16 protein-coding genes and 2 pseudogenes are annotated in these 18,730 nt (G+C 69.6%); 8 read left to right on the forward strand and 10 right to left on the reverse strand.

The genetic code is table 11. The features are described 5' to 3' along the window. Positions 1-87 precede the first annotated feature (87 nt). Positions 88-603 (forward strand): DUF1360 domain-containing protein, encoded by a 516-nt coding sequence (locus ABXJ52_RS30095; protein WP_367046194.1) that lies wholly within the window; start codon positions 88-90, stop codon positions 601-603. A 5-nt stretch (positions 604-608) separates the two neighbouring features. On the opposite strand, the gene ABXJ52_RS30100 is transcribed toward ABXJ52_RS30095, so the two are convergent. Beyond that, positions 609-836, reverse strand: a complete 228-nt coding sequence (locus ABXJ52_RS30100) for a hypothetical protein (RefSeq protein ID WP_367046196.1) — start codon at positions 834-836, stop codon at positions 609-611. A gap of 485 nt (positions 837-1,321) precedes the next feature. On the opposite strand from ABXJ52_RS30100, the gene ABXJ52_RS30105 reads away from it, so the two are divergent. Together ABXJ52_RS30105 and ABXJ52_RS30110 are read left to right on the forward strand one after the other, a co-directional pair. Further along, positions 1,322-1,567: a hypothetical protein gene (locus ABXJ52_RS30105; RefSeq protein ID WP_367046198.1), complete on the forward strand. Its 246-nt coding sequence runs from the start codon at positions 1,322-1,324 to the stop codon at positions 1,565-1,567. A gap of 248 nt (positions 1,568-1,815) precedes the next feature. Beyond that, positions 1,816-3,000 carry a zinc-dependent alcohol dehydrogenase gene (locus ABXJ52_RS30110; RefSeq protein ID WP_367046200.1) on the forward strand — a complete coding sequence of 395 codons (1,185 nt, stop codon included), beginning with the start codon at positions 1,816-1,818 and terminating at the stop codon, positions 2,998-3,000. A 54-nt stretch (positions 3,001-3,054) separates the two neighbouring features. Here the strand turns inward: ABXJ52_RS30110 and ABXJ52_RS30115 are convergent, their stop codons facing one another. From ABXJ52_RS30115 to ABXJ52_RS30130, 4 genes are all read right to left on the reverse strand, one after another. After that, the gene (locus tag ABXJ52_RS30115; protein WP_367046202.1) at positions 3,055-3,252 is read right to left on the reverse strand and encodes a hypothetical protein; all 198 of its coding nucleotides are present in this window, start codon (positions 3,250-3,252) and stop codon (positions 3,055-3,057) included. A 136-nt stretch (positions 3,253-3,388) separates the two neighbouring features. Further along, entirely contained in the window at positions 3,389-4,660 is a 1,272-nt protein-coding gene (locus ABXJ52_RS30120) for a hypothetical protein (protein ID WP_367046204.1), read from the reverse strand. A 38-nt stretch (positions 4,661-4,698) separates the two neighbouring features. Continuing rightward, the gene (locus ABXJ52_RS30125; protein WP_367046206.1) at positions 4,699-6,051 is read right to left on the reverse strand and encodes an amidohydrolase; all 1,353 of its coding nucleotides are present in this window, start codon (positions 6,049-6,051) and stop codon (positions 4,699-4,701) included. Continuing rightward, positions 6,023-7,285, reverse strand: coding sequence for an MFS transporter (locus ABXJ52_RS30130; protein WP_367046207.1), 1,263 nt, complete (start codon positions 7,283-7,285; stop codon positions 6,023-6,025). The genes ABXJ52_RS30125 and ABXJ52_RS30130 overlap by 29 nt, the downstream gene beginning before the upstream one ends. Before the next feature lie 324 nt (positions 7,286-7,609). On the opposite strand from ABXJ52_RS30130, the pseudogene ABXJ52_RS30135 reads away from it, so the two are divergent. The 3 genes and pseudogenes from ABXJ52_RS30135 to ABXJ52_RS30145 form a co-directional block, all read left to right on the forward strand. Beyond that, a pseudogene (locus tag ABXJ52_RS30135) lies at positions 7,610-7,720 on the forward strand (AsnC family protein); the annotation flags it as partial. After that, positions 7,718-8,692, forward strand: a complete 975-nt coding sequence (locus ABXJ52_RS30140) for an Lrp/AsnC ligand binding domain-containing protein (protein WP_367049379.1) — start codon at positions 7,718-7,720, stop codon at positions 8,690-8,692. The pseudogene ABXJ52_RS30135 and the gene ABXJ52_RS30140, both read left to right, overlap by 3 nt. Before the next feature lie 364 nt (positions 8,693-9,056). After that, a complete protein-coding gene (locus tag ABXJ52_RS30145) occupies positions 9,057-9,653 on the forward strand; it encodes a hypothetical protein (RefSeq protein ID WP_367046209.1) in 597 nt (198 codons plus the stop codon). Positions 9,654-9,666: 13 nt separating this feature from the next. On the opposite strand, the gene ABXJ52_RS30150 is transcribed toward ABXJ52_RS30145, so the two are convergent. The 3 genes from ABXJ52_RS30150 to ABXJ52_RS30160 form a co-directional block, all read right to left on the reverse strand. Then, positions 9,667-9,843, reverse strand: coding sequence for a hypothetical protein (locus ABXJ52_RS30150; protein WP_367046211.1), 177 nt, complete (start codon positions 9,841-9,843; stop codon positions 9,667-9,669). Between the two features lie 460 nt (positions 9,844-10,303). Next, positions 10,304-11,275, reverse strand: coding sequence for a transposase family protein (locus ABXJ52_RS30155; RefSeq protein WP_367046213.1), 972 nt, complete (start codon positions 11,273-11,275; stop codon positions 10,304-10,306). 31 nt (positions 11,276-11,306) lie between these two features. After that, positions 11,307-11,726: an SgcJ/EcaC family oxidoreductase gene (locus ABXJ52_RS30160; RefSeq protein WP_367046215.1), complete on the reverse strand. Its 420-nt coding sequence runs from the start codon at positions 11,724-11,726 to the stop codon at positions 11,307-11,309. 537 nt (positions 11,727-12,263) lie between these two features. Here ABXJ52_RS30160 and ABXJ52_RS30165 point away from each other — a divergent pair. Continuing rightward, the gene (locus ABXJ52_RS30165; protein WP_367046217.1) at positions 12,264-13,802 is read left to right on the forward strand and encodes an alanine/glycine:cation symporter family protein; all 1,539 of its coding nucleotides are present in this window, start codon (positions 12,264-12,266) and stop codon (positions 13,800-13,802) included. 261 nt (positions 13,803-14,063) lie between these two features. Continuing rightward, positions 14,064-15,362, forward strand: a complete 1,299-nt coding sequence (nhaA, locus tag ABXJ52_RS30170) for a Na+/H+ antiporter NhaA (RefSeq protein WP_367046219.1) — start codon at positions 14,064-14,066, stop codon at positions 15,360-15,362. Positions 15,363-15,974: 612 nt separating this feature from the next. Here nhaA and ABXJ52_RS30175 read toward each other — a convergent pair. After that, positions 15,975-16,328: pseudogene (locus ABXJ52_RS30175) on the reverse strand (SPFH/Band 7/PHB domain protein); the annotation flags it as partial. 430 nt (positions 16,329-16,758) lie between these two features. Further along, entirely contained in the window at positions 16,759-18,675 is a 1,917-nt protein-coding gene (locus ABXJ52_RS30180) for an NAD-binding protein (RefSeq protein WP_367049381.1), read from the reverse strand. Between the last annotated feature and the right edge of the window lie 55 nt (positions 18,676-18,730).

Genomic DNA, 18,730 nt, shown 5'->3' on the forward strand with positions numbered 1-18,730 from the left:
TCGTCCACTCAGGAAGATCCGGCGGAGGCTGTAGTGCACCAAGAGGAACCCGATGAGGAGCGCCGTACAGGCCGGATCAGGGGGGCCATGCGACGAGTCGGTGAAGCCTATGCCCCGGATGACCAGCACCAGCACCAGCACCAGCACCGGGACCGGCTCAAAGGGCATCTCGCGGCCGTCGTCGCGTTCGGCGCGTACACCGCCGCTTGGGGAACCGTGGCCACTCGGCGAAGGAGCAAGGCCCCGGACAGCTTCGCGCCTTGGGATGTCCTGCTGACGGGAGCGGCCGTGTTCCGGCTGAGCCGGCTGCTCAGCAAGGGGTCCGTCACGAGCCCGCTCCGGGCTCCCTTCACCCGTTACGAGTCCGCCACGGGCCCCGCCGAAGTCAGCGAGAGCCCGCGGGGCGGGGCCGTCACGTCGGCCGTGGGAGAGCTGGTCACCTGTCCGTTCTGCCTGAGCGTCTGGCTGACGACCACGTTCACCGGCGCTCGCCTGGTGTGGCCGCATGCCACGCGCACCGTGACGGGGGCCCTGACCTCTCTGGCGCTCGCCGACACCCTGCAGTTGGGCTACGACGGTTGGCAGCAGAAAGTCGAGGAGTAGGGGGTCTACGCCTCGACCCAGGTGCGGAGCGTGTCGCTGGTGTACTGGACTTCTTCCATCAGGCGGGTGGCCTCGATGACCAGGACGCCGTAGGGACGGGTGGCGTCGGCCAGCGGCAGCCCCTGGGCCTCGGCCTCCTCGGCGACCTCGCGGCGCCGTGCCTGAGCGTCGCGGGCCAGCCCGGCCAGACGTCGTGACTGCTGGGCCAGGGTCGTCTCGTCCAGGGTGCTCAACGCCAGGGCGAACTCCGAGACCGCTTCCAGGAAGGCCGCGTACCGGTCGAGGAAATGCGGTACTGGTAGTCGTTCTCCGCCTCCTGCCGCTGGTCGAGACTCCGCGTCAACGACGCCAGTTGGTGCAGGGTCCGCTCCAGAGCGTTCAGGACCGTGTCGTACCCCTGGAAGGTGAGGTGCCTCCGATGGCGGCGCAGCAGCCGTCGGGGGTTGTACTGAACGCTCTCCTTCGCGGTGGCGACGCCCGCCCTGGCCTGAGTGATCAGGTCGTCGGTCTGGGCGGCCTGCTCGCGCCACCGTGCGGTAGCGCACGTTCCTGATGGACGAATCGCTCGGTCACGGCGAGGATCAACTGCCGGTGCGCCGGGCGCGCCTGGCCCCGGGAACGCCGGAATGGACAGGGCGGTCTGGCGCGGTCACCGGGTCGGTCGCGGCTGGTCGCCGAGTTCCTGCAGTTCGCGTCGCCGATCGGGTACACGTGGGAAATGCACACTCACAGCCATACAGTCCTGGCCGCCTCCGGTGGCGCTTCGCTGCTCCTCATCCTCGTCGGCGTGGTTGTGGTCGTCGGCCTCCTCGCCATGTTCATCGCCGGAAAACGCCGCGCCGCCCGGCGCAGCCGAAGCGGCCCGCCCGCGCACGGAGCCAACCCCACCGGCGGCGAGGCCCAGCGCGGCTCCGCCTGGCAGACCCCCGATGACGACCCCGACCAGGGGAACCCTCACCGCTGACCGGTGGGCTCCGTGTAGACGCCGGATCCCGGGGCACAGAGGGATGTGTTGCGGGGGCGGCAGAAGTCACTGGGGAGTGTCGGGCCGCCCCCGCCGCTTCCTCCTTCCGACCCTGCCTGTGGGGGAGGCGCCGGGCGGTGGCCGTGCGTATGCGCTTCCGCCATGTCCTGCCTACGGTGGTGATGTGGCCGGCTCGGGCGGGTGACCCGCACGAGGCCGAGCGGCACACTGACCGGAGGTAGATCCTGATGCGAGCACTCACCTGGCACGGCAAGCGCGACGTCCGGGTGGAGACCGTCCCCGATCCCGTGCTGCGGGACCCGACCGACGTCATCGTGCGGGTGACTTCCACCGGTGTCTGTGGTTCGGACCTGCATCTGTACGAGGTCCTTGGGCCCTATCTCGACCCCGGCGACATCCTGGGGCACGAACCGATGGGGATCGTCGAGGAGGTCGGCGCCGGAGTCACCGAACTGTCGGCCGGTGACCGGGTGGTGGTGCCGTTCAACATCTCCTGCGGGCACTGCTTCATGTGTGACCGAGGCCTGCAATCGCAGTGCGAGACCACCCAGGTCAAGGAGCGCGGCACGGGTGCCTCGCTTTTCGGGTTCAGCAAGCTTTACGGGCAGGTGCCTGGCGGGCAGGCGGAACTGCTGCGGGTGCCGTTCGGCAACACCTTGCCGATCAAGGTGCCGGAGGGTCCCGCGGATGACCGGTTCGTGTTCCTGTCCGATGTGCTGCCCACCGCCTGGCAGGCGGTGGAGTACGCCGACATCCCGCCCGGCGGCACGGTGACCGTCCTGGGCCTTGGGCCGATCGGCGCCATGGCGGCGCGTATCGCGCTGCACCGGGGCGCGAGCCTCGTCGTGGGCGTGGACCTGGTGCCCGAGCGCCTGAGCCGCGCTCACGGCGACGGCGTCAAGGCCCTGGACCTGCGTCGCTATGGCAAGGACCTCGGCGACAAGATCCGGGACCTGACGGAGGGGCGGGGCACGGACGCCGTCATCGACGCCGTCGGGATGGAGGCACACGGCGCGCCCCTGGCCAAGGCGGCCCACTGGGGCGTGGGCCTGCTCCCGAACGCCGTGGCCGAGAAGCTCATGGACCGCGCCGGCATCGACCGGCTCAGCGCCCTCTACGCGGCGATCGACATCGTCCGCCGCGGAGGCACCGTCTCGGTGGTCGGTGTGTACGGCGGCGCGGTCGACCCGATGCCGCTCCTGACCATGTTCGACAAGCAGATTCAGCTCCGCATGGGACAGGCCAACGTCAAGCACTGGGTGGACGACATCCTCCCGCTCCTCACCGACGAGGACCCCCTGGGAGTCGACGACTTCGCCACCCATCACATGTCCCTGGAAGACGGCCCCAAGGCGTACCAGATGTTCCAGGACAAGGAAGACGGCATGATCAAGACGCTGCTCAAGCCCTGACGGGGTGCCTGTTCCCAACGTACGGGGTGCCTGTTCCTAACGTGGTGCCTGTTCCTAAGAGCGTGTCGTGAAGGGGCCGCTCGCGTAGGCGACCGGCTGGTCTTTCGCGCTGTGCCGGGCGTGCAGTGCGGCGCGGCCATGCTGCTTTTCGCGCCTTCCCTCGGCGCGCAGCGTCTCGTTGCGCAACACGATGCCGTCCACCTCCTTCTTGCGCCCGGCGATCTGTTTGATCACTGCTTTCACCCAAGTCATGCCCGCCACCCTTCTGCTCGGCGTCCTTCGCCCACCCCAGGGTCCCCGGTAGTGACGCGTTCACGCGGGACGTTGGTCCCCCAGTTGGCGGGACCTCGTACTTCGGGACCTCCTACTTCGGGACCTCCTACGGCGCTCAGGACACCGGACAGGCGTCCGGGCCCGATGCGGAGAGCGTGGCGAGGACGCAGTAGCCCGTCCTGGGGTAGTAATCGCCCATCACCTGGGCTGTGCGACCGGAGTCGCTGCCCGTGGGCACCTGTTGAATCGCTTCGGCGAAACCGGTGGCGGCGAGCATGTTGCGCAGGATCAGCACGTGCTTCGCTGTCGGTGTCGCCGCGGACAGGGGGACGAAGGTGACGCCCGGGACGGCATCGATGGTCGCGCGCTGCGCCTCCGTGCCGACGACGTACGTGTACGTCCCGTCCGCTGAGAGACGGGTGTCGGTGTCCGTGCGGCAGCCGGGATCCACTGTGCCGTCGGGGAGGGGGTTGGCGACCACCTCACCGGGCCCCCACCACAGGTTGTTGCACATCGACCAGTACCGCACCTGGGCTTTGGGGTCGGGCCATGGCCGCGCGCGGTCACCGGTGGTCGAGGCGGGGGCCTTGCCGCGGACGATGAGCACCTGCCCTGCGGGCGGGGCGTCGAAGCCGGCGGAGACGTAGGCGTTGTCGGGGTTGGGGTACAGCCCCGACCCGCCCTGGCGGGCGAAGGCCGGGCGGGCCGGGGTGCCGGAGAGGTCGGGAGCGGAGACTCGCGGGGCGTCCGGGGTCTTCGCGGTGTCCGCGGTGGCGGTAGGGGCCGTAGGGGCCGTAGGGGCGGAGGTCAGGGCGTCGGCGCAGGTGGCGACGTGGACGCGGTGGCCGTTGCGGTGGAAGGTGACCTTCGGCAGCCGGATCTTCCCGTCGGGCAGGTACACCCGGAAGATGACGGTCCCTTCGGCGCCGTCGGGTGTTCCCGCGGGCGAGAGCGGCAGCGTGTTGTGCCCGGCGTCGGCCCGGTCCGTGACGGTGACGGAGAACTTGCCGCCTGCGCGGCTGTGTTCACGGTAGGGGTTGTGACTGCCCCGGTCGGGCGCGATCTGGTGGTCGCCCAGGACGGAGGGCTCTGCATCGGGGCCGGTGAAGCTGTCGCGGGCCGCGTCGTAGGAGGCGAACGACATGTAGCGAGCGTCCGGGTAGCGCCCGTCGAGGGTGATGGTGAGGCCGTCCTGCACGGTGTGGTGGAGCAGCCAGTACTGGGAGTTGGTGTCGGGGTAGGCGACGTTGGATGTCCGGTAGCCGAGCGGATGCCAGGCGCAGTCGGGCGTGGTGGGCACCGAAGGGTCGGCTCGCGCGGCGCTCGCGGGCGCGCCCGTCGTCAGGGCGAGAACGGCGGCGAGCAGTAGGGGCTTCCAGGACCTCATGCGGGTGTCCTTTCCGGCAGGGGGTGAACCGTCGGCTGTCATGCGGTCGCGGCACCGTTCAGCCAGGCGCCCGCGGCCGTGAGCAGATGGCGCACCCCGGCGGCGACGGCGTGGCGGTCGGAAGGCGCGTAGCGCGGGGAGTGGTTCATGACGGTGCCCGGCGGGAGCGCGCCGCGTTCCAGGGCGGCGACGGCCTCGGCGTCGAAGTCGGCCGGGTCGGCGCCGCCGAAGTGGAACATGACCGACGGGCAGTCGGCGGCCGCCGCGAACCGGCCGAAGTCCTCGCTGGCCGACAGCGGATCGCGCAGTACGTGGCTCATCGTCCCGTCGGCGTCAAGGGCTCTCAGGACGCGTTCGGTGGCGTCCGCGTCGTTGACCGTCGTGCGGAAGGAGTCGTAGGTACTGATGTCCGGCTCCCGGCCGGCGCCCTGGGCCTCCGCTTCCGCGCGGACGATGCGGCGCAGGTCGGTCAGTACGGACTCGCGGGTTCGTTCGTCGAAGGTCCGCAGGCTGCACAGGAGTTGGGCCGTCTCGGGGATGACGTTGGCGACGGTTCCGGAGTGCAGTGCGCCGACCGTGAGGAGAGGCGAGGGCGACAGGGGCGCGAGCCGGGCAGACAGCGTCTGCAGCCGCATCACCACGGCCGCCGCCATGACGATCGGATCGACGGCGAGGTGCGGTGCGGAGGCGTGCGCGCCCGACCCGTACAGGGTGACGCGGATGCTGTCCGCCGCGGCCATGACGATGCCCGGCCTGGTGACCACCAGACCGGCGGGCAGGGGCCCCACATGCTGGCCGAGCACCACAGTCGGGCGGGGAAAGCGGTCGAGGACGCCGGCGTCCAGCATGGCCTGCGCACCGCGGCCCACCTCCTCGGCGGGCTGGAAGACGGCCACCACCGTCCCCTGCCACGCTTCGGGATACGCGGCGAGCTGCCGGCAGGCTCCGAGGAGCGCGGCCACGTGCACGTCATGGCCGCACGCGTGCATGCGGCCCGCCTCGACGGAGGCGTAGGGCAGACCGGTCTCCTCGTGCACGGGCAGCGCGTCCATGTCCGCCCTCAGCCATACGACGGGCCCGTCGCCGTTGCGCAGGACGGCCACCACCCCGGTGCGGCCCACCTGTCGCGTGACCTCCCAGCCTCCGATGCGGCCCAGTTCGGACACGACGGTGGCCGCGGTGCGGTGCTCCTCGAAGGCGAGTTCGGGGTGGGCGTGCAGGTCTCGGTAGACGTCCTCCCAGTGCGGGAGGTGGGCAGGGAGGTCAGCCGTGAGGGCGGTGGGGGTGGCCGGCGTGGCCGGGGCGCTCGGGGCGCCCAGGGCGCTCGGGGTGCCCCGAGCGCCCCGAGCGCTCGGAGCGTTCTCAAGCGGAGTGGTGGGCTGCGGACGCATCGCTGTCGTCCTCCTTCGTACGGGTGTCGCCGATGACGGCGCGCAGGCGCGCCAGGAACTGGGGGGAGGTCTGGGGGACGCTGAGCACGGCGGCGACGGCGAGGGCGGGGCCGAGAGCCAGCGACCAGAAGGCGAGTCGGTAGGAGTAGGTGTCGACCACGTGCCCGAAGAGGGCCGGGACCACGATCCCGGAGAGCTGCCCGCCGAAAAGGATGATGCCGGAGGCGGCGCCCGTCAGACCCGGCGGCAGACTGCGCAGGGGCACGGAGAAACAGGGCATGTAGCACAGACCGATCACCCCGCTGATGAGGGTGGCCACGACCACGAACCCCGCCGACGAGGTGGTGAGCGGCAGCACGACGAGCAGGACCGCGGCGGCAGCCATGGCCGGTACGACGATGCGTCCCGGCCGGCCCTCGAACCGGTCGGACAGGCGCCCGCCGACGACAGCGGTGACCGCCGCGACCAGCGTCGGCGCCAGCGAGACCAGGCCCGCGTCGGCCACCTCCAGACCGCGCTCCTCCATCAGGTAGGAGGCACTCCAGCTGTTGAGCCCCCAGACCACGGTGTCGTAGCCGAAGAACATCAACGCGAACCCCCAGATCACCGGGGATCTCAGGAGGGAGGACGCGGCACCTTCGGCCCGTTCGAGGGCAGGGCCCGTCAGGGCGGCCGGGAGGGGCTCGGGCATGCGGCGGCGAATGGCGATCACGACCGCGAGGCCCAGCACGGACACTGCGGTGAACATCACGCGCCAGTCGAAGTGCGCGAGCAGCAGCCCGCCCAGCACGGCGGCCAGCAGGCCGCCGACCGCGTTCGAACTCTGGATCCAGCCGTTGGCGGTGAGCCGCTGTCCGGGGAGGCTGCGACGGCTGAGCGTGTCGATCGCCGCTGCCGGGAACAGACCCTGGGCCACACCGAAGAGGCAGCGGAACACCAGCAGCGCGGCGAAGGACCAGGCGACCGCGGTGAGGCCGGTGAAGAGCGACCACAGGACCAGCGCCACGCACATCACACGGACACCGCCGAAGCGGCCCGCGATCAGTCCCGCGGGAATCTGGGTCAGCGCGTACGTGACGAAGAACGCGGAGAGAATCAGGCCGCGTTCGCCGTGCGTCAGGCCGAAGGTCTCCCCGATCGACGGCAGGGCCAGGTTGATGACCTGCCGGTCGATGTAGTCGACGGCCCAGGCGACGAAGAGCAGGACAGCGGTGGACCGGGTCGTTCTGTGCATGGGTGGTTCCCTCCCGCTCCGCGAGGTGAGGCGTGGCCGACACCTTGCCCCGCGGGCCGATCGGCACCGCCGTAACGCCGGAATCCGTCGCCGGAGCTCCGGTGTCGCCGTAAATCGTCGGCGCGGGGGCGCGGGGGCGCGGGGGCCCGGGGGCCCTATGGAGCGGTCGACGGCCGTGCTCCGCGGAGGCTTCTGTTCCGCCGTCGGCATTGACAGGGTGATCGGCACGGGCAGGATGAGACGCGTGCCGCCCATCGCTACCGTCTCGCCCCGCCCTCAGAACCGCATGACGTCGAGGGGCCGGTCACCGAACTCACGGAAGTCGACCTGGCGTTGATCGAGGCGCTGCAGTTGCAGCCCCGGGCGCCGTGGTCGCGGATCGCCACGGTCATCGGCATCGACGCCACCACCGCGGCGCGCCGCTGGCGGCGCCTGACCGCCAGTGGCACGGCTTGGATGACGGCCTATCCGACGCACCACGCCACGGTCGTCGGCTACGTGGACGTGGCCTGCGAGGCGAACGCGGTGGAACCCCTGACCTCGCGCATACGCCACTGGGGACCGGTGTTCAGCCTCGAACGGACCACGGGGGACCACCAGTTGTTCCTGTCGGTCGCCGCCCGCGATCTGCCCGCGCTGGACGACCTCGTCACCCGGCGGCTCGGCGGCCTGCCCGGGGTGCGCTCGGTGCGGCTGAGCATCTGCACCGAGGTGCACGGGGAGGGCAGCGGATGGCTGGTGCACACACTCAACGACCGGCAGCGTTCCGACCTGACGCGCGGCGAGCGGCGTGCCCGGCCGCGGCCGGGCACCGGGCCGTTCGAGAGCGACCGCAGGCTGCTGCTGGCCCTCGGCGTCGACGCCCGCCGCGGCCACACCGAGCTGGCGCGGGAGTGCGGGCTGAGCGAGGCCACGATACGCCGCCGACTGCGGCGTATGACCGGCCACGGTGAGGTCTACTTCCGCTGCGACCTCACCCAGCAACTGGCCGGCTGGCCGGTCATCGCCACCTTCCGTATCGCGGCTCCCGGGCCCGGCGCGGACGCGGTGGCTCGCACGCTGGCGGCACTGCCCGAGACACGGGTGTGCTCCACCGTCACCGGGGCGGACAACCTCCTGCTGTCGGTATGGCTGCGTTCCCCCTCGGACTGCGCCGCGCTGGAGGAGCGCATCCTGCAACGCCATCCGGATGTCAGGGTGAGCGCCCGCAACATCACCCTGCACACCGCCAAACGCATGGGACGGCTGCTGGACCGACGGGGCCGCGCCCAAGCCCACGTGGCGATCACCGCGGCACCGGAAGGTCTGGTACCGCATGACGTGAGGCGGCCCGAGAGGTCTTCCACCTGGCCGAACAGCCACAGCCAGGACCCCGCTCACAGGGGCTGTGCGGCTCCTGCCGACTAGGTGCTGCTCATGCGGATGCGGCGTCTGTCAGCGTATCGAGTGGCCGCCGTGAGTAGCGCTGTTGCTCGGCTACCTGTTGCGAATCGGTCGCGAACGATCGCCTGTGTCAGTTCCATGATGCCCGAGGGCTGGGACTGAGCATGCTCTCTGTTTCCCGGTGGGAATGCTGTGGCGGGCGGGAGGATTGGTGGGTGCTGTCCCGGGGCTGGGGTCTGACTCCTGACATCTCTGACCGTAGCGCTGCCTCTCGGCACGCATTGCCCCTGCTGGCGCGCACTCATCCTGAGCCACGAACGTATCAGTGGTGACGTCATGGCACCGTGGCCCTACATCTCTCGCCGGCACCGGAGGAGGCAGCACCATCGTGGACGTGCAGCGCATGATGAACGGATTGATGCAGGCCGGGTCGCAGGGCGAGAGCGAATACACGGTGCGACCGCACTTCATCAGCACGAAGACGTTCGCGGCCTTCGCCTATGTCGCCGACCAGCTGGGCTACCGCTATGTGGGCCATGCGCCCGGCACCGGCGCCACGAACAATCCGTACTTCTCTTTCCAGCGGACCCCGGATGCTCGCGAGCGAGCCATGGCAGCCGTCGCCGCCCACCCCGGCATGCTGCACGGCGGGCCGCTGCCCGGGATGCGGCCGGGCGGCGGGCTGCGGCCGTTGCCCGAGGTCCAGCCCGAAGTCGACCTGCTGCACTCGCAGATGACCTTTGACGCCTGCAGCCGCTACAGCCGACGCGTACTGGGCAATCTCCTGATCCTGCTGATCATGGGAGCTGTCTTTCTTGCTTTCCGCGGCTACACGGTTGACCGTGTGCTCGTCGCCGGAGGGGCCTGGCTGGCGCTCTTCGCGCTCTATCTCATCGGTCTCGCGGTCACCCGCCGCAGGCGAGCCACCCATCTCGCGCGGTTGAACAGGGCAGGCGTGGAGTGGCCTCCACGCCGGACGCGGTGAGAACCCGCCAACTCTACTTTTCGGCGCCGGAGTTCTTCTTCAGCTCGTCGTGGAGCTTCTGATCCAGCTTCTCGAATTCCTCGGACGCCTTGTTGGCGAACCGCCCAGGGGCGTTGGCCCGCTCCAGCCTGCCGCACACCCTGTCCGGTGTCGTCGGCGCCCGCCTCGCTCCGGCCGTGATGCGCCGCATCGGTCCCCGGGCTCTGATCGTGCTGGCCGCGCTGCTTGCCGCGGCGGGGTTCCTCTGGCAGAGCCGCATCGGCCCCAACAGCACCTACCGGGAGGGCTTATTGGCGCCCGCGGTCGTGATGCCGGCCGGGATGGGCCTGCTCATCGCCCCGATCACTACCACCGTCACCTCCGGCATCGCCTCACAGGACGCAGGCGTGGCCTCGGGACTGATGAACGCCACCCGCCAAATCGGCGTGCCGTCGGCCTGGCCGCCCTGGTCACCCTCGCCGCCACCGGTACGGCTGCCTCCTACCGCACGGTGTTCCTGGCCATGGCGGCCGTGTCCACGACAGTTGCCGCCTGGCCTGTGCGCTGCCTGCCCCGCGCCGGCCAGAAGCCGCCGGTGCACCCGACCACTAACGACCTCGGGGGAAATTGAGGTCGGGACGTGTTGGCCTGGCGATTCGGCTGGTGTGTGATCAGCGGGTGCTGTCGCGGAGGAGGACGAGTTCGGTGCTTGTCCGGCCGCGGGTGGGCCGCTGCGCGGAGCGGTCGGAGACCAGGGCGGCGATGGCCAGGTGGGTCTCGGAGTAGGTCTCGCGGCGTCCGGTGAAGCGTCGCAGGGGTGCCCATTGCCGCAGTTCAGCGTGGGTGTGCTCGACGCAGATCCGGGCCGAGGACTGGCGCCGTCGTGCCTCGGTCCAGGCTCGCTTGTCGCCGTCGCAGGCCGTGCCCTTCGGCTTCTTCGGTGGGGCGGTGACCTGGCCGGGGAACTCCTTGGCGAGCCCTGCGTACCCGGCGTCGACCTCAGATTTCACCGGTGGACGGAGGCGGAACTGTTCGGCGATACCCTCGGTGCGCACGGCGGTCTGGTCGTGCATTCGGCCGGGCCGGACGACTCCGGACAGCAGCATCCGGCCCTGCCCGTCGCTGATCGTGGTGGTCTTGATCGTGTTCTGCCGCCGCTTGCCCGATACGAAGGCACGCCGTCCGGGGAGCCCTGGTTGCGGGCGCCTGACCTGGGTTTCGGCGCCGTCGATTCGGAGCGTGACGGCCTCGGCGTAGGCGAAGGCGTCCTCCAGGGTGTGCAGCCGTACTCCGGGCTGGTCGGGCACGGCAAAGCCACGGGCCGCGAGCAATGGACGGACCTGCCGGATGGCCGCCGAGACGGTGGAACGGTCCACGCCGAACAGCTCGGCCAGGACCTCGTGCGGCAGCTGGTGACGCAGGTGTACCAGGGTGAGCAGCAGCCGGTCGCAGAAGACCAGCTTCGGCTTGCGCCCGGCGCCGGCTGCCCTGCGGCGTTCACCGCCCCGGGCTTCGTGGAGGGCGGACTGACGTGCCGCCTCCCACGGGGCGGCGAGTTCGGCGAACAACTCGCCGAAATGTGCGCGGGAGACCCCGGACAGGGCAGGATGGGAACAGGCCGCGCGGGCCCAGGTCAGCTTCACAACTCACCCAACCCGCGCGGCCCTTGTCAGGTCACGCGCCGAGTATCTCCGTGTTCTGGCAGGCGACCAGGCGCCATTGCCCGTCTTCCTTCGCCATGACGTAGAGCGGCGTACCCGGGTTCCCGATGGGCTGACCATCGAGCGTCAGGTACTGGGCATGCACCTTGACAGCGGCGACGTCGGGGCGGATGAACAGCACATCCACCACCTCGTAGGTGGCCGTCGAGTCCTTCATGGCACCGGGAAGTACCTGGTGCGTGAAAGCCGATATCTCATCGCGCCCGGTGAGGCGCTTGCCGTGGCCCGTGGTCCAGATCGCGTCGCTCCGGAAGAGACTGACGAACTCGTCCACGAGCTCGTTCTGCTGGGAGTGCTCAAGAGTGGCGATCACCTTCTTGAGCGCCACCATCTCGGCTTCCTGTACCTGCGCATCGATCACAGTTGCGTTCATAGGGGCCAGCATTGAACCTCAACCAGGCTTGAGGTCAAGCATCTTCAGATATTGCTCCCCAGGTCGTAAGTCCGGTCAAGGCTGTTCGCCGACCGGCTCTTCGCCCGTGTCGTCAGCGCCTGCCGCCGCGCCGTAGCTCGGTGGGCAGGGGCAGTGCAGCCAGGATGCCCGGGGTGCCGATCGCGGCGACGAGGGCGGCATCGCCGGGGATAGGTGTCCGGTGAACGGATCAGGCTGTCTGAATAACGGTCTGGTTTCGTTCGCTGGACTTTCGAAGATTACGCATGGTTATGTGACATGCATCACTATAGAACACGTAAAGATCGTGGTAGAACTGCGCAACTCCGCAGGTGGCACCAGCCCTCGCCGCGTGGCGGAGCGGCCGGCACGCACCGGCAGTACGACCAGGGTGATCACGTTCCGAGTCCGCGGCACGTGCGCACTGGGTCGCCAATCGGACAACGGCGTCTGCTCAAAGACCGCACATCTTTCCGGCGCAACCCCCAGCGCCGGCCCTGCGCCATCGAGGTAGCCATCGTGTCACTCGACTCCATCACCAATTCCGTCGACAAGGCCGTCAGCGGATTCTTCGAGCCCATAGCCACCTGGCTCGGGGAAGTCGTCTTCTACTCCGTCCCCGTCGCCGGTACGGAAGTGCCCCTCATCGTTGCCTGGCTCGTCGTCGCAGGTCTGGTCTTCACCGCCTGGTTCGGCCTCGTGCAGGTGAGAAAGTTCAAACTCGCGGTAGACGTGGTGCGTGGGAAGTACGACGAGAAGGGATCGGCCGGAGAGGTCAACCACTTCCAGGCGCTGACAGCCGCCGTCTCCGGCACCGTCGGTCTCGGCAACATCGCCGGCGTGGCCGTCGCCGTCTCCGTCGGCGGCCCCGGCGCCACCTTCTGGATGATCCTGTGCGGCCTGCTGGGCATGGCCACCAAGTTCGTCGAGGTCACCCTGGGGGTGAAGTACCGCGAGGTGCACGCGGACGGCACCGTCTCCGGCGGCCCGATGCACTATCTGCCCAAGGGCCTGACCGCCCGTTTCGGCAAGAACGGCAAGAAGCTCGGCAAGATCCTCGCGGTCCTCGCCTCCGTCATGATCCTTTTCTTCGGCCTCTTCGGCGGCAACCTCTTCCAGGTCAACCAGTCCTACGCTCAGCTCGTCTCCGTCACGGGCGGCGAGGACGGCCTGATGGGCTCCTCCGCCGGTGCGCTGTTCTTCGGCATCCTGGTCGCCGCCCTCGTCGGCATCGTGCTGCTCGGCGGCATCCGCTCGATCGCCAACGTGACCAGCAAGCTCGTGCCCTCCATGGCCGGCATCTACATCGTGGCCTGCCTGGTCGTCATCCTCGTCCACGTCACCGCCGTGCCGACCGCGATCGGCAAGATCATCGAGGGGGCGTTCAACCCGCAGGGTGTCGCCGGCGGAATCCTCGGCGCGCTGATCATCGGCTTCCAGCGAGCCGCGTTTTCCAACGAGGCGGGCCTCGGCTCTGCCCCGATCGCCCACTCCGCGGTCAAGACCAAGCACCCCGCGAGCGAGGGCCTGGTCGCCCTCCTCGAGCCGTTCATCGACACCGTCATCATCTGCACGATGACCGCGCTGACGATCGTCATCGCCAACCCGGCCAGCTATCGCGAGGCGCGGAACGGCGAGTCCATCGGCGGTGTCACCATCACCTCCGACGCCTTCGAGACCGTGATGCCCTGGTTCCCCTACATCCTCACCGTCGCGGTGATGCTGTTCGCCGTGTCGACCGTGCTCACCTGGGGCTACTACTCCCTCAAGGCGTGGACGTACCTCTTCGGCCGCAGCAGGGGCAGCGAGCTCACCTTCAAATCCCTCTACACCCTGTTCGCGATCGCGGGCTCGCTGCTGACGTTGGAGACCCTGATCGGCATGGCTGACGCTGTGCTCTTCATGCTCGCTGTCATCAACATCATCGGCCTGTACCTCCTGGTTCCGGTGGTCAAGCGTGAGCTGAACTCCTTCCTGGAGTTCGTCCGCGCTCGCCGCGCCGGGGAGACCACGGACGGCGGTGATGAAGACCAGGAGTCGGTGAGGACCACCGTCTGACCGCCCCCGCGGCCCGGCTCCTGAGCGGGCCCGCCCACACCTGACGCCTGGTGTGGACGGGCCCGTTCGCCATGGCTGTACAACACGTTTGAGCAGGTGAAACGAGGTCTGGCGGGGGGCGCGTAGGGCGGTTAGGGTGTAAAGGACGCGTCAATGGTCCGCTCCGCAGGCGGCCGTATCGGGCGCGTGGTGTGCCGGGAAGTCTGGTCGGCGTCCTAGGGCCCTCATGCCCTCATGTCGATGCCCTGGAGGATTCCCCTGATGGCTGCCGCCCCCCGTGAGCGTTCCCCCTTCCTCGGCCTCCTGCCGCTGCCGGAGCGCAACGCAGTAGTGCAAGCCCTGAGGACGGAGACGGTGGGGGGACTGGTGCTCCTCGCGGCCGCCGTCGTGGCGCTGGTGTGGGCGAACACCCCGTGGAGCGGGGTCTACGAGCAGATACGCGACTTCCACTTCGGCATACCTGCCCTCGGCCTGGACCTGTCCGTGGAGCATTGGACCGCCGACGGACTGCTGGCCATCTTCTTCCTGGTCGCCGGTATCGAACTGAAACGTGAACTGGTCGTCGGCGAGCTCCGCACTCCCGCCACCGCGGCACTGCCGGTCATCGCCGCCCTCTGCGGCATGATCGTGCCCGCCGCCGTCTACGCGATCACGGTCACGGTCGGCGGAGGCAGCCTGGAGGGTTGGGCCGTGCCGATGGCCACCGACATCGCCTTCGCCCTGGCCGTCCTTGCCGTCCTCAGCACTCACTTGCCTGCCTCGCTCCGAGCGTTCCTGCTCACCCTCGCCGTCGTCGACGACCTCGGCGCGATCCTGATCATCGCGATCTTCTTCACCAGCGACCTGAACTTCGCCGCTCTGGGCGGAGCCTTCGCCGGACTGGCCGTCATCTACCTGCTCCAGCGCTTCCGCGTACGGGGCTGGTGGTGGTACGTCCCACTCGGCGTCGTCACGTGGGCGCTGATGTACAACGGCGGTGTCCACGCCACCGTCGCGGGGGTCGCCATCGGCCTGATCCTGCGGACCACCCGCGACAAGGGCGAGAGCGCATCCCCCGCCGAACGGACCTCCCACCTGCTCCACCCCGTCTCCGCAGGCGTCGCGGTGCCCCTGTTCGCCCTGTTCGCCGCCGGTGTCGGCGTCTCGGGCGCGGCCCTGGGGGAAGTGTTCACCCAGCCGGAGCCGCTGGGCGTGGTTCTGGGCCTCGTCATCGGCAAGACCCTCGGCATCTTCGTGGGCACCTACCTCGCCGCCCGCTTCACCCGGGCCCAGCTGAACCCGGACCTCGCCTGGGCCGACGTCTTCGCACTCGCGGTCCTGGCCGGGATCGGCTTCACCGTCGCCCTGCTGATCGGCGAACTGGCCTTCCCTGACCCGGCGACCGCCGAGCAGATCAAAGCCGCGGTTCTGATCGGCTCCCTCATCGCCGTCGGCCTGGCGGCTCTCCTCATCAAGCGGCGCAACGGCGTTTACCGGCGCCTATATGACGAGGAGACCCGCGACGACGACCACGACGGCATCCCCGACATCTACCAGCGGGCCGATACCACCAGGCGCTGACAGAGAGCCACGCATGGACGCCACCGTGCTGCCTGTGGCAGTCATGGCCTCCGCTCTGGATCATCAGAACGGCCTTGAATGAGATCCGCACCCCGGGCAGCGCTCGCCGAGAATGGGCCTTCGCCACCGATGGCGAGACCATCCTCGCCGGTGCGGTGGCCGCCTTGTGCCTGGGGGCCACGGGCTGGTCCTAGGGGGAAACGGCGCTGTTGCGTGGGCGGAACTGGCAGGACTGCTGGTGGCTTACCTGATCGGACCGCGTCGCCCCGGCGCCTGAGCCCGGCGGGTCGCTCGCAAGAAATGTGAAGGGCGCCTTAGCTCGCCCTGTGGACCCGAGTAGGGGTGGCTGGCGGCTGGACATAGCTCGAGAGGCGGTTAACGGGGTGGGGAGGAGGTCGATGCCCGGCCGGGCACCAGGGCCGGTGACGGGGGCCGGTGTTCACCCGGAGCCGATATGCAGCCGGATTTCCTTGCGATGCCACATGACCGATCGCCCCGCCGATCGTACGAGGCCCACCGCCCGCACCTCCGCCGGGCCGCCACCTCGAAGAACTTCTGCAGCGTGAACCCGAGTCGGGGACGCCCCCGACTCGGGTTCGACCGAGGGCTGCCTCAGTCGCCGGACCTCTGCCCTCGGCCCGGCACCGTAGGCGTGCTCGTAGCCTCTGCCTCCGCCTTGGCGTCGTTGACCGCCGCGGCGGCCTGCCTTGTGGCCTCGTCAACAGCCGCAGCGGCATCGAGAGAAGGCGTCGATTCCGCCTTGGGCTCTGGAGTCCCGCCCCCGTCCGACGTTTGATCAGAGCCCGCAGCGCGCGCTTCTTCGGGCCGCGCAGGTGTGGGGAGGCCCATTGCTGAGTGATCGTTGAACGCGCCGGTGACAGTGCGAACCGCCTCGGTCAGCTCTCCCGGGATCACCCAGAACGTGTTGTTGTCGCTGCTCGCCAAGTGCGGGAGCGTCTCGAGGTACGGACGGCGACAAGGACAGGCCACCGCGCTCCCGGGGCGCTCGCGCCCCGGGAAGCAGGCCCGATCCAGCCGCCCTCCCCAAAAACCAAGCCTCCCGGCAGCCACACAACGGAGGCGTCACGGCAGTCGCCCGATGGGCGGTTCTTCTTGCCGCGATGCAGGAGAAGAACCGGAGTTGCTTTCCCTGCCAAGGGTGTGGTGCTGCTCGTCGTAGGCGACCGACAGCAGGACAGCGACGATCACCAAGCCGAGCGCAGCGCGGGACGAATCCGGAGCGCATATCGCCAGATGACGGACATCTGTGACCTCTGGAGTGGAGGTGGGGGGCGGCAGCTGTCGACCAGACTTCCGGGCTCACCTGGATCGATTCTGGCGGCGAGCATCGCAGGACCGCGGGTGCGGCGTCGTGAAGTGGGCCAGGCGGGCATGCCTATGCCTCCGGGCCGTGTGCGTGGACCCGGTGGTGTCGCCGGAGGAGGTCGGCAAGGCCCTGGCGGGTGGCAGCGAGGACGACCCGGTCCTGCGGCTGCAGCACGTAGCCGGGGTGGAGGTCCCAGGTCAGGCCGGTGGGGCGTTCGTCGCCGTCTCCGGCGGGGGCGGATGCCAGGTCCGGGAGACGTTCGTCGGGTGCGGTGGTGTCGAGGGCGAGGACGCGCCACGCTCCGGCTCTGAAGGATTCGGCGACGGTGCGCCCTTCGAGCTGGGGGTGGCCGGCGACATTGAGGGCGGCGAAGAGCAGGACTCTGCGCTCGACGGGGATCGCTCCGAGGACCTGACGGCCCATCATCGCCCCTGCGAAAGCGGGGGCGGCGAGGGTGGAGACGCTGCGGCTGCGGGTGAGGGCCTGGGGATGTGCGGCGCGCAGGGTGCGGTAGACGGCGGTGGCGAACGCGTCGTCGTACAGGCGCATCGCCACGCGTAGGTCGGGCTTGACCGAGCGTGCGTAGAGGGCTGCTTCGAGATTGGTGGTGTCGCTGCTGGTGAGGGCGAGCAGGGCGTGCGCGCGGTGGATCTTCGCGGATTCCAGGACGCCCTCGTCGGTGACGTCCCCGATGACGGTGGGCACACGCAGTCGTCGGGCCAGGGGGATGCCGCGGGCTTCGGGGTCTTCTTCCACGCACACCACGGGGATGCCGAGTTCGCGAAGCCGGGCGAGTACACGAGTGCCGATCTTGCCGAGTCCGAGCAGGACTACGTGGCCGGAAAGACCGCGAGGCGGTCGGCGCAGGGCGGCCGAGTTGCGGAAGGTGCCCAGGGCTTCCAGGACGGCGGCGAACAAGACGGGCAGGAGCAGCAACCCGGCCAGCCCGGCGAGGAGTTGGAGGATCTGGCGGGAGGTGGCTTCACCGAGGGCAGGGTCATCGATGGCGAAGAGGTCGAGCAGAGTGAGGTATCCGGCGTGCAGCGGGTGAGTGCGCGGGGCGGTCAGCCAGTTCGCCACCGCCAGGCCGAGTACACAGGTCGCGAGCCCGGCCAGGGACCAGCGCAGACGGGGCGAGAACAGTGAACCGAACGGCAGGCCACGCCCCGCGAGGCGACCCGGCGGCACTGCGGGCGCGGCGTGCGAGACGGCCTCCAGGGCGATGGTGCCCCGGCCCGTCGCAGCGGCCACCATGCGGTCGTCGGGCAGCAGCAGTGGCCCCTGCCCTTGACCGCTGTCGTCGGAGCCTTCGTCGCCTGCTGGGTCGTTGGTGGTGGCCGACAGCAGGGCGAGGGTGCACAAGCCGGGGTCAGCGACCTGGCCGCGGCCCGGCGGGGTGCGTTCCACTGCACGCAACAAGAGCCCGTCGGCCTGGACGACCTTGCTGGTCCCGGCGACCGCGGTGGCTGCCAGGGCAGGGGCAGCGGTATCGGCGTCGGACAGGACAGTGGTGGAGGTGTCGAGTGCCGTGGGGTCGAGCCCGGGCGCGGCGACGGCCGCGGCTTGGTCGAGGAGCTCCTCCAAATGCTGGCCGAGCTTGCGGTTGTAGAGACGGATCACCAGCCGCAGGCGGGGGTTGAGGCGACGGGCGGCCAGTGCGGCGTGGATGTTTGTCTCGTCATCGTCGTAGACGAGCGCCAGCGCGGCGGCTCCACGCACTCCTGCCTCGATCAGGGTCGCCTCGTCGGGTTGTGGAGCCTCCAAGACCCGTGGTTCTTGCGTCCCCTCGCCGGAGGCACGGGAGGGCCGGCTCATCACGGCCTGTATGCGGCCGAGGAGAGCGGTGGCCGCCCGGCCCGCCGAACCGCTCGGAGCTCCGTCGCCCGCTCGTGAGGACGGTACGACGACCGTGACGGTCTCGCGGTAGACCGAGTGCAGTTCCGCGGCCAGGCGTTCGGCGAGCGCATCGTCGCCGCACACGATCATGTGGCCTGCCGGCGGGAGCTGTTGCATCTGTTGAGGAAGAGAGGACACATCCCGT

It is taken from the genome of Streptomyces sp. Je 1-332, from assembly GCF_040730185.1.
Lineage (GTDB): Bacteria > Actinomycetota > Actinomycetes > Streptomycetales > Streptomycetaceae > Streptomyces.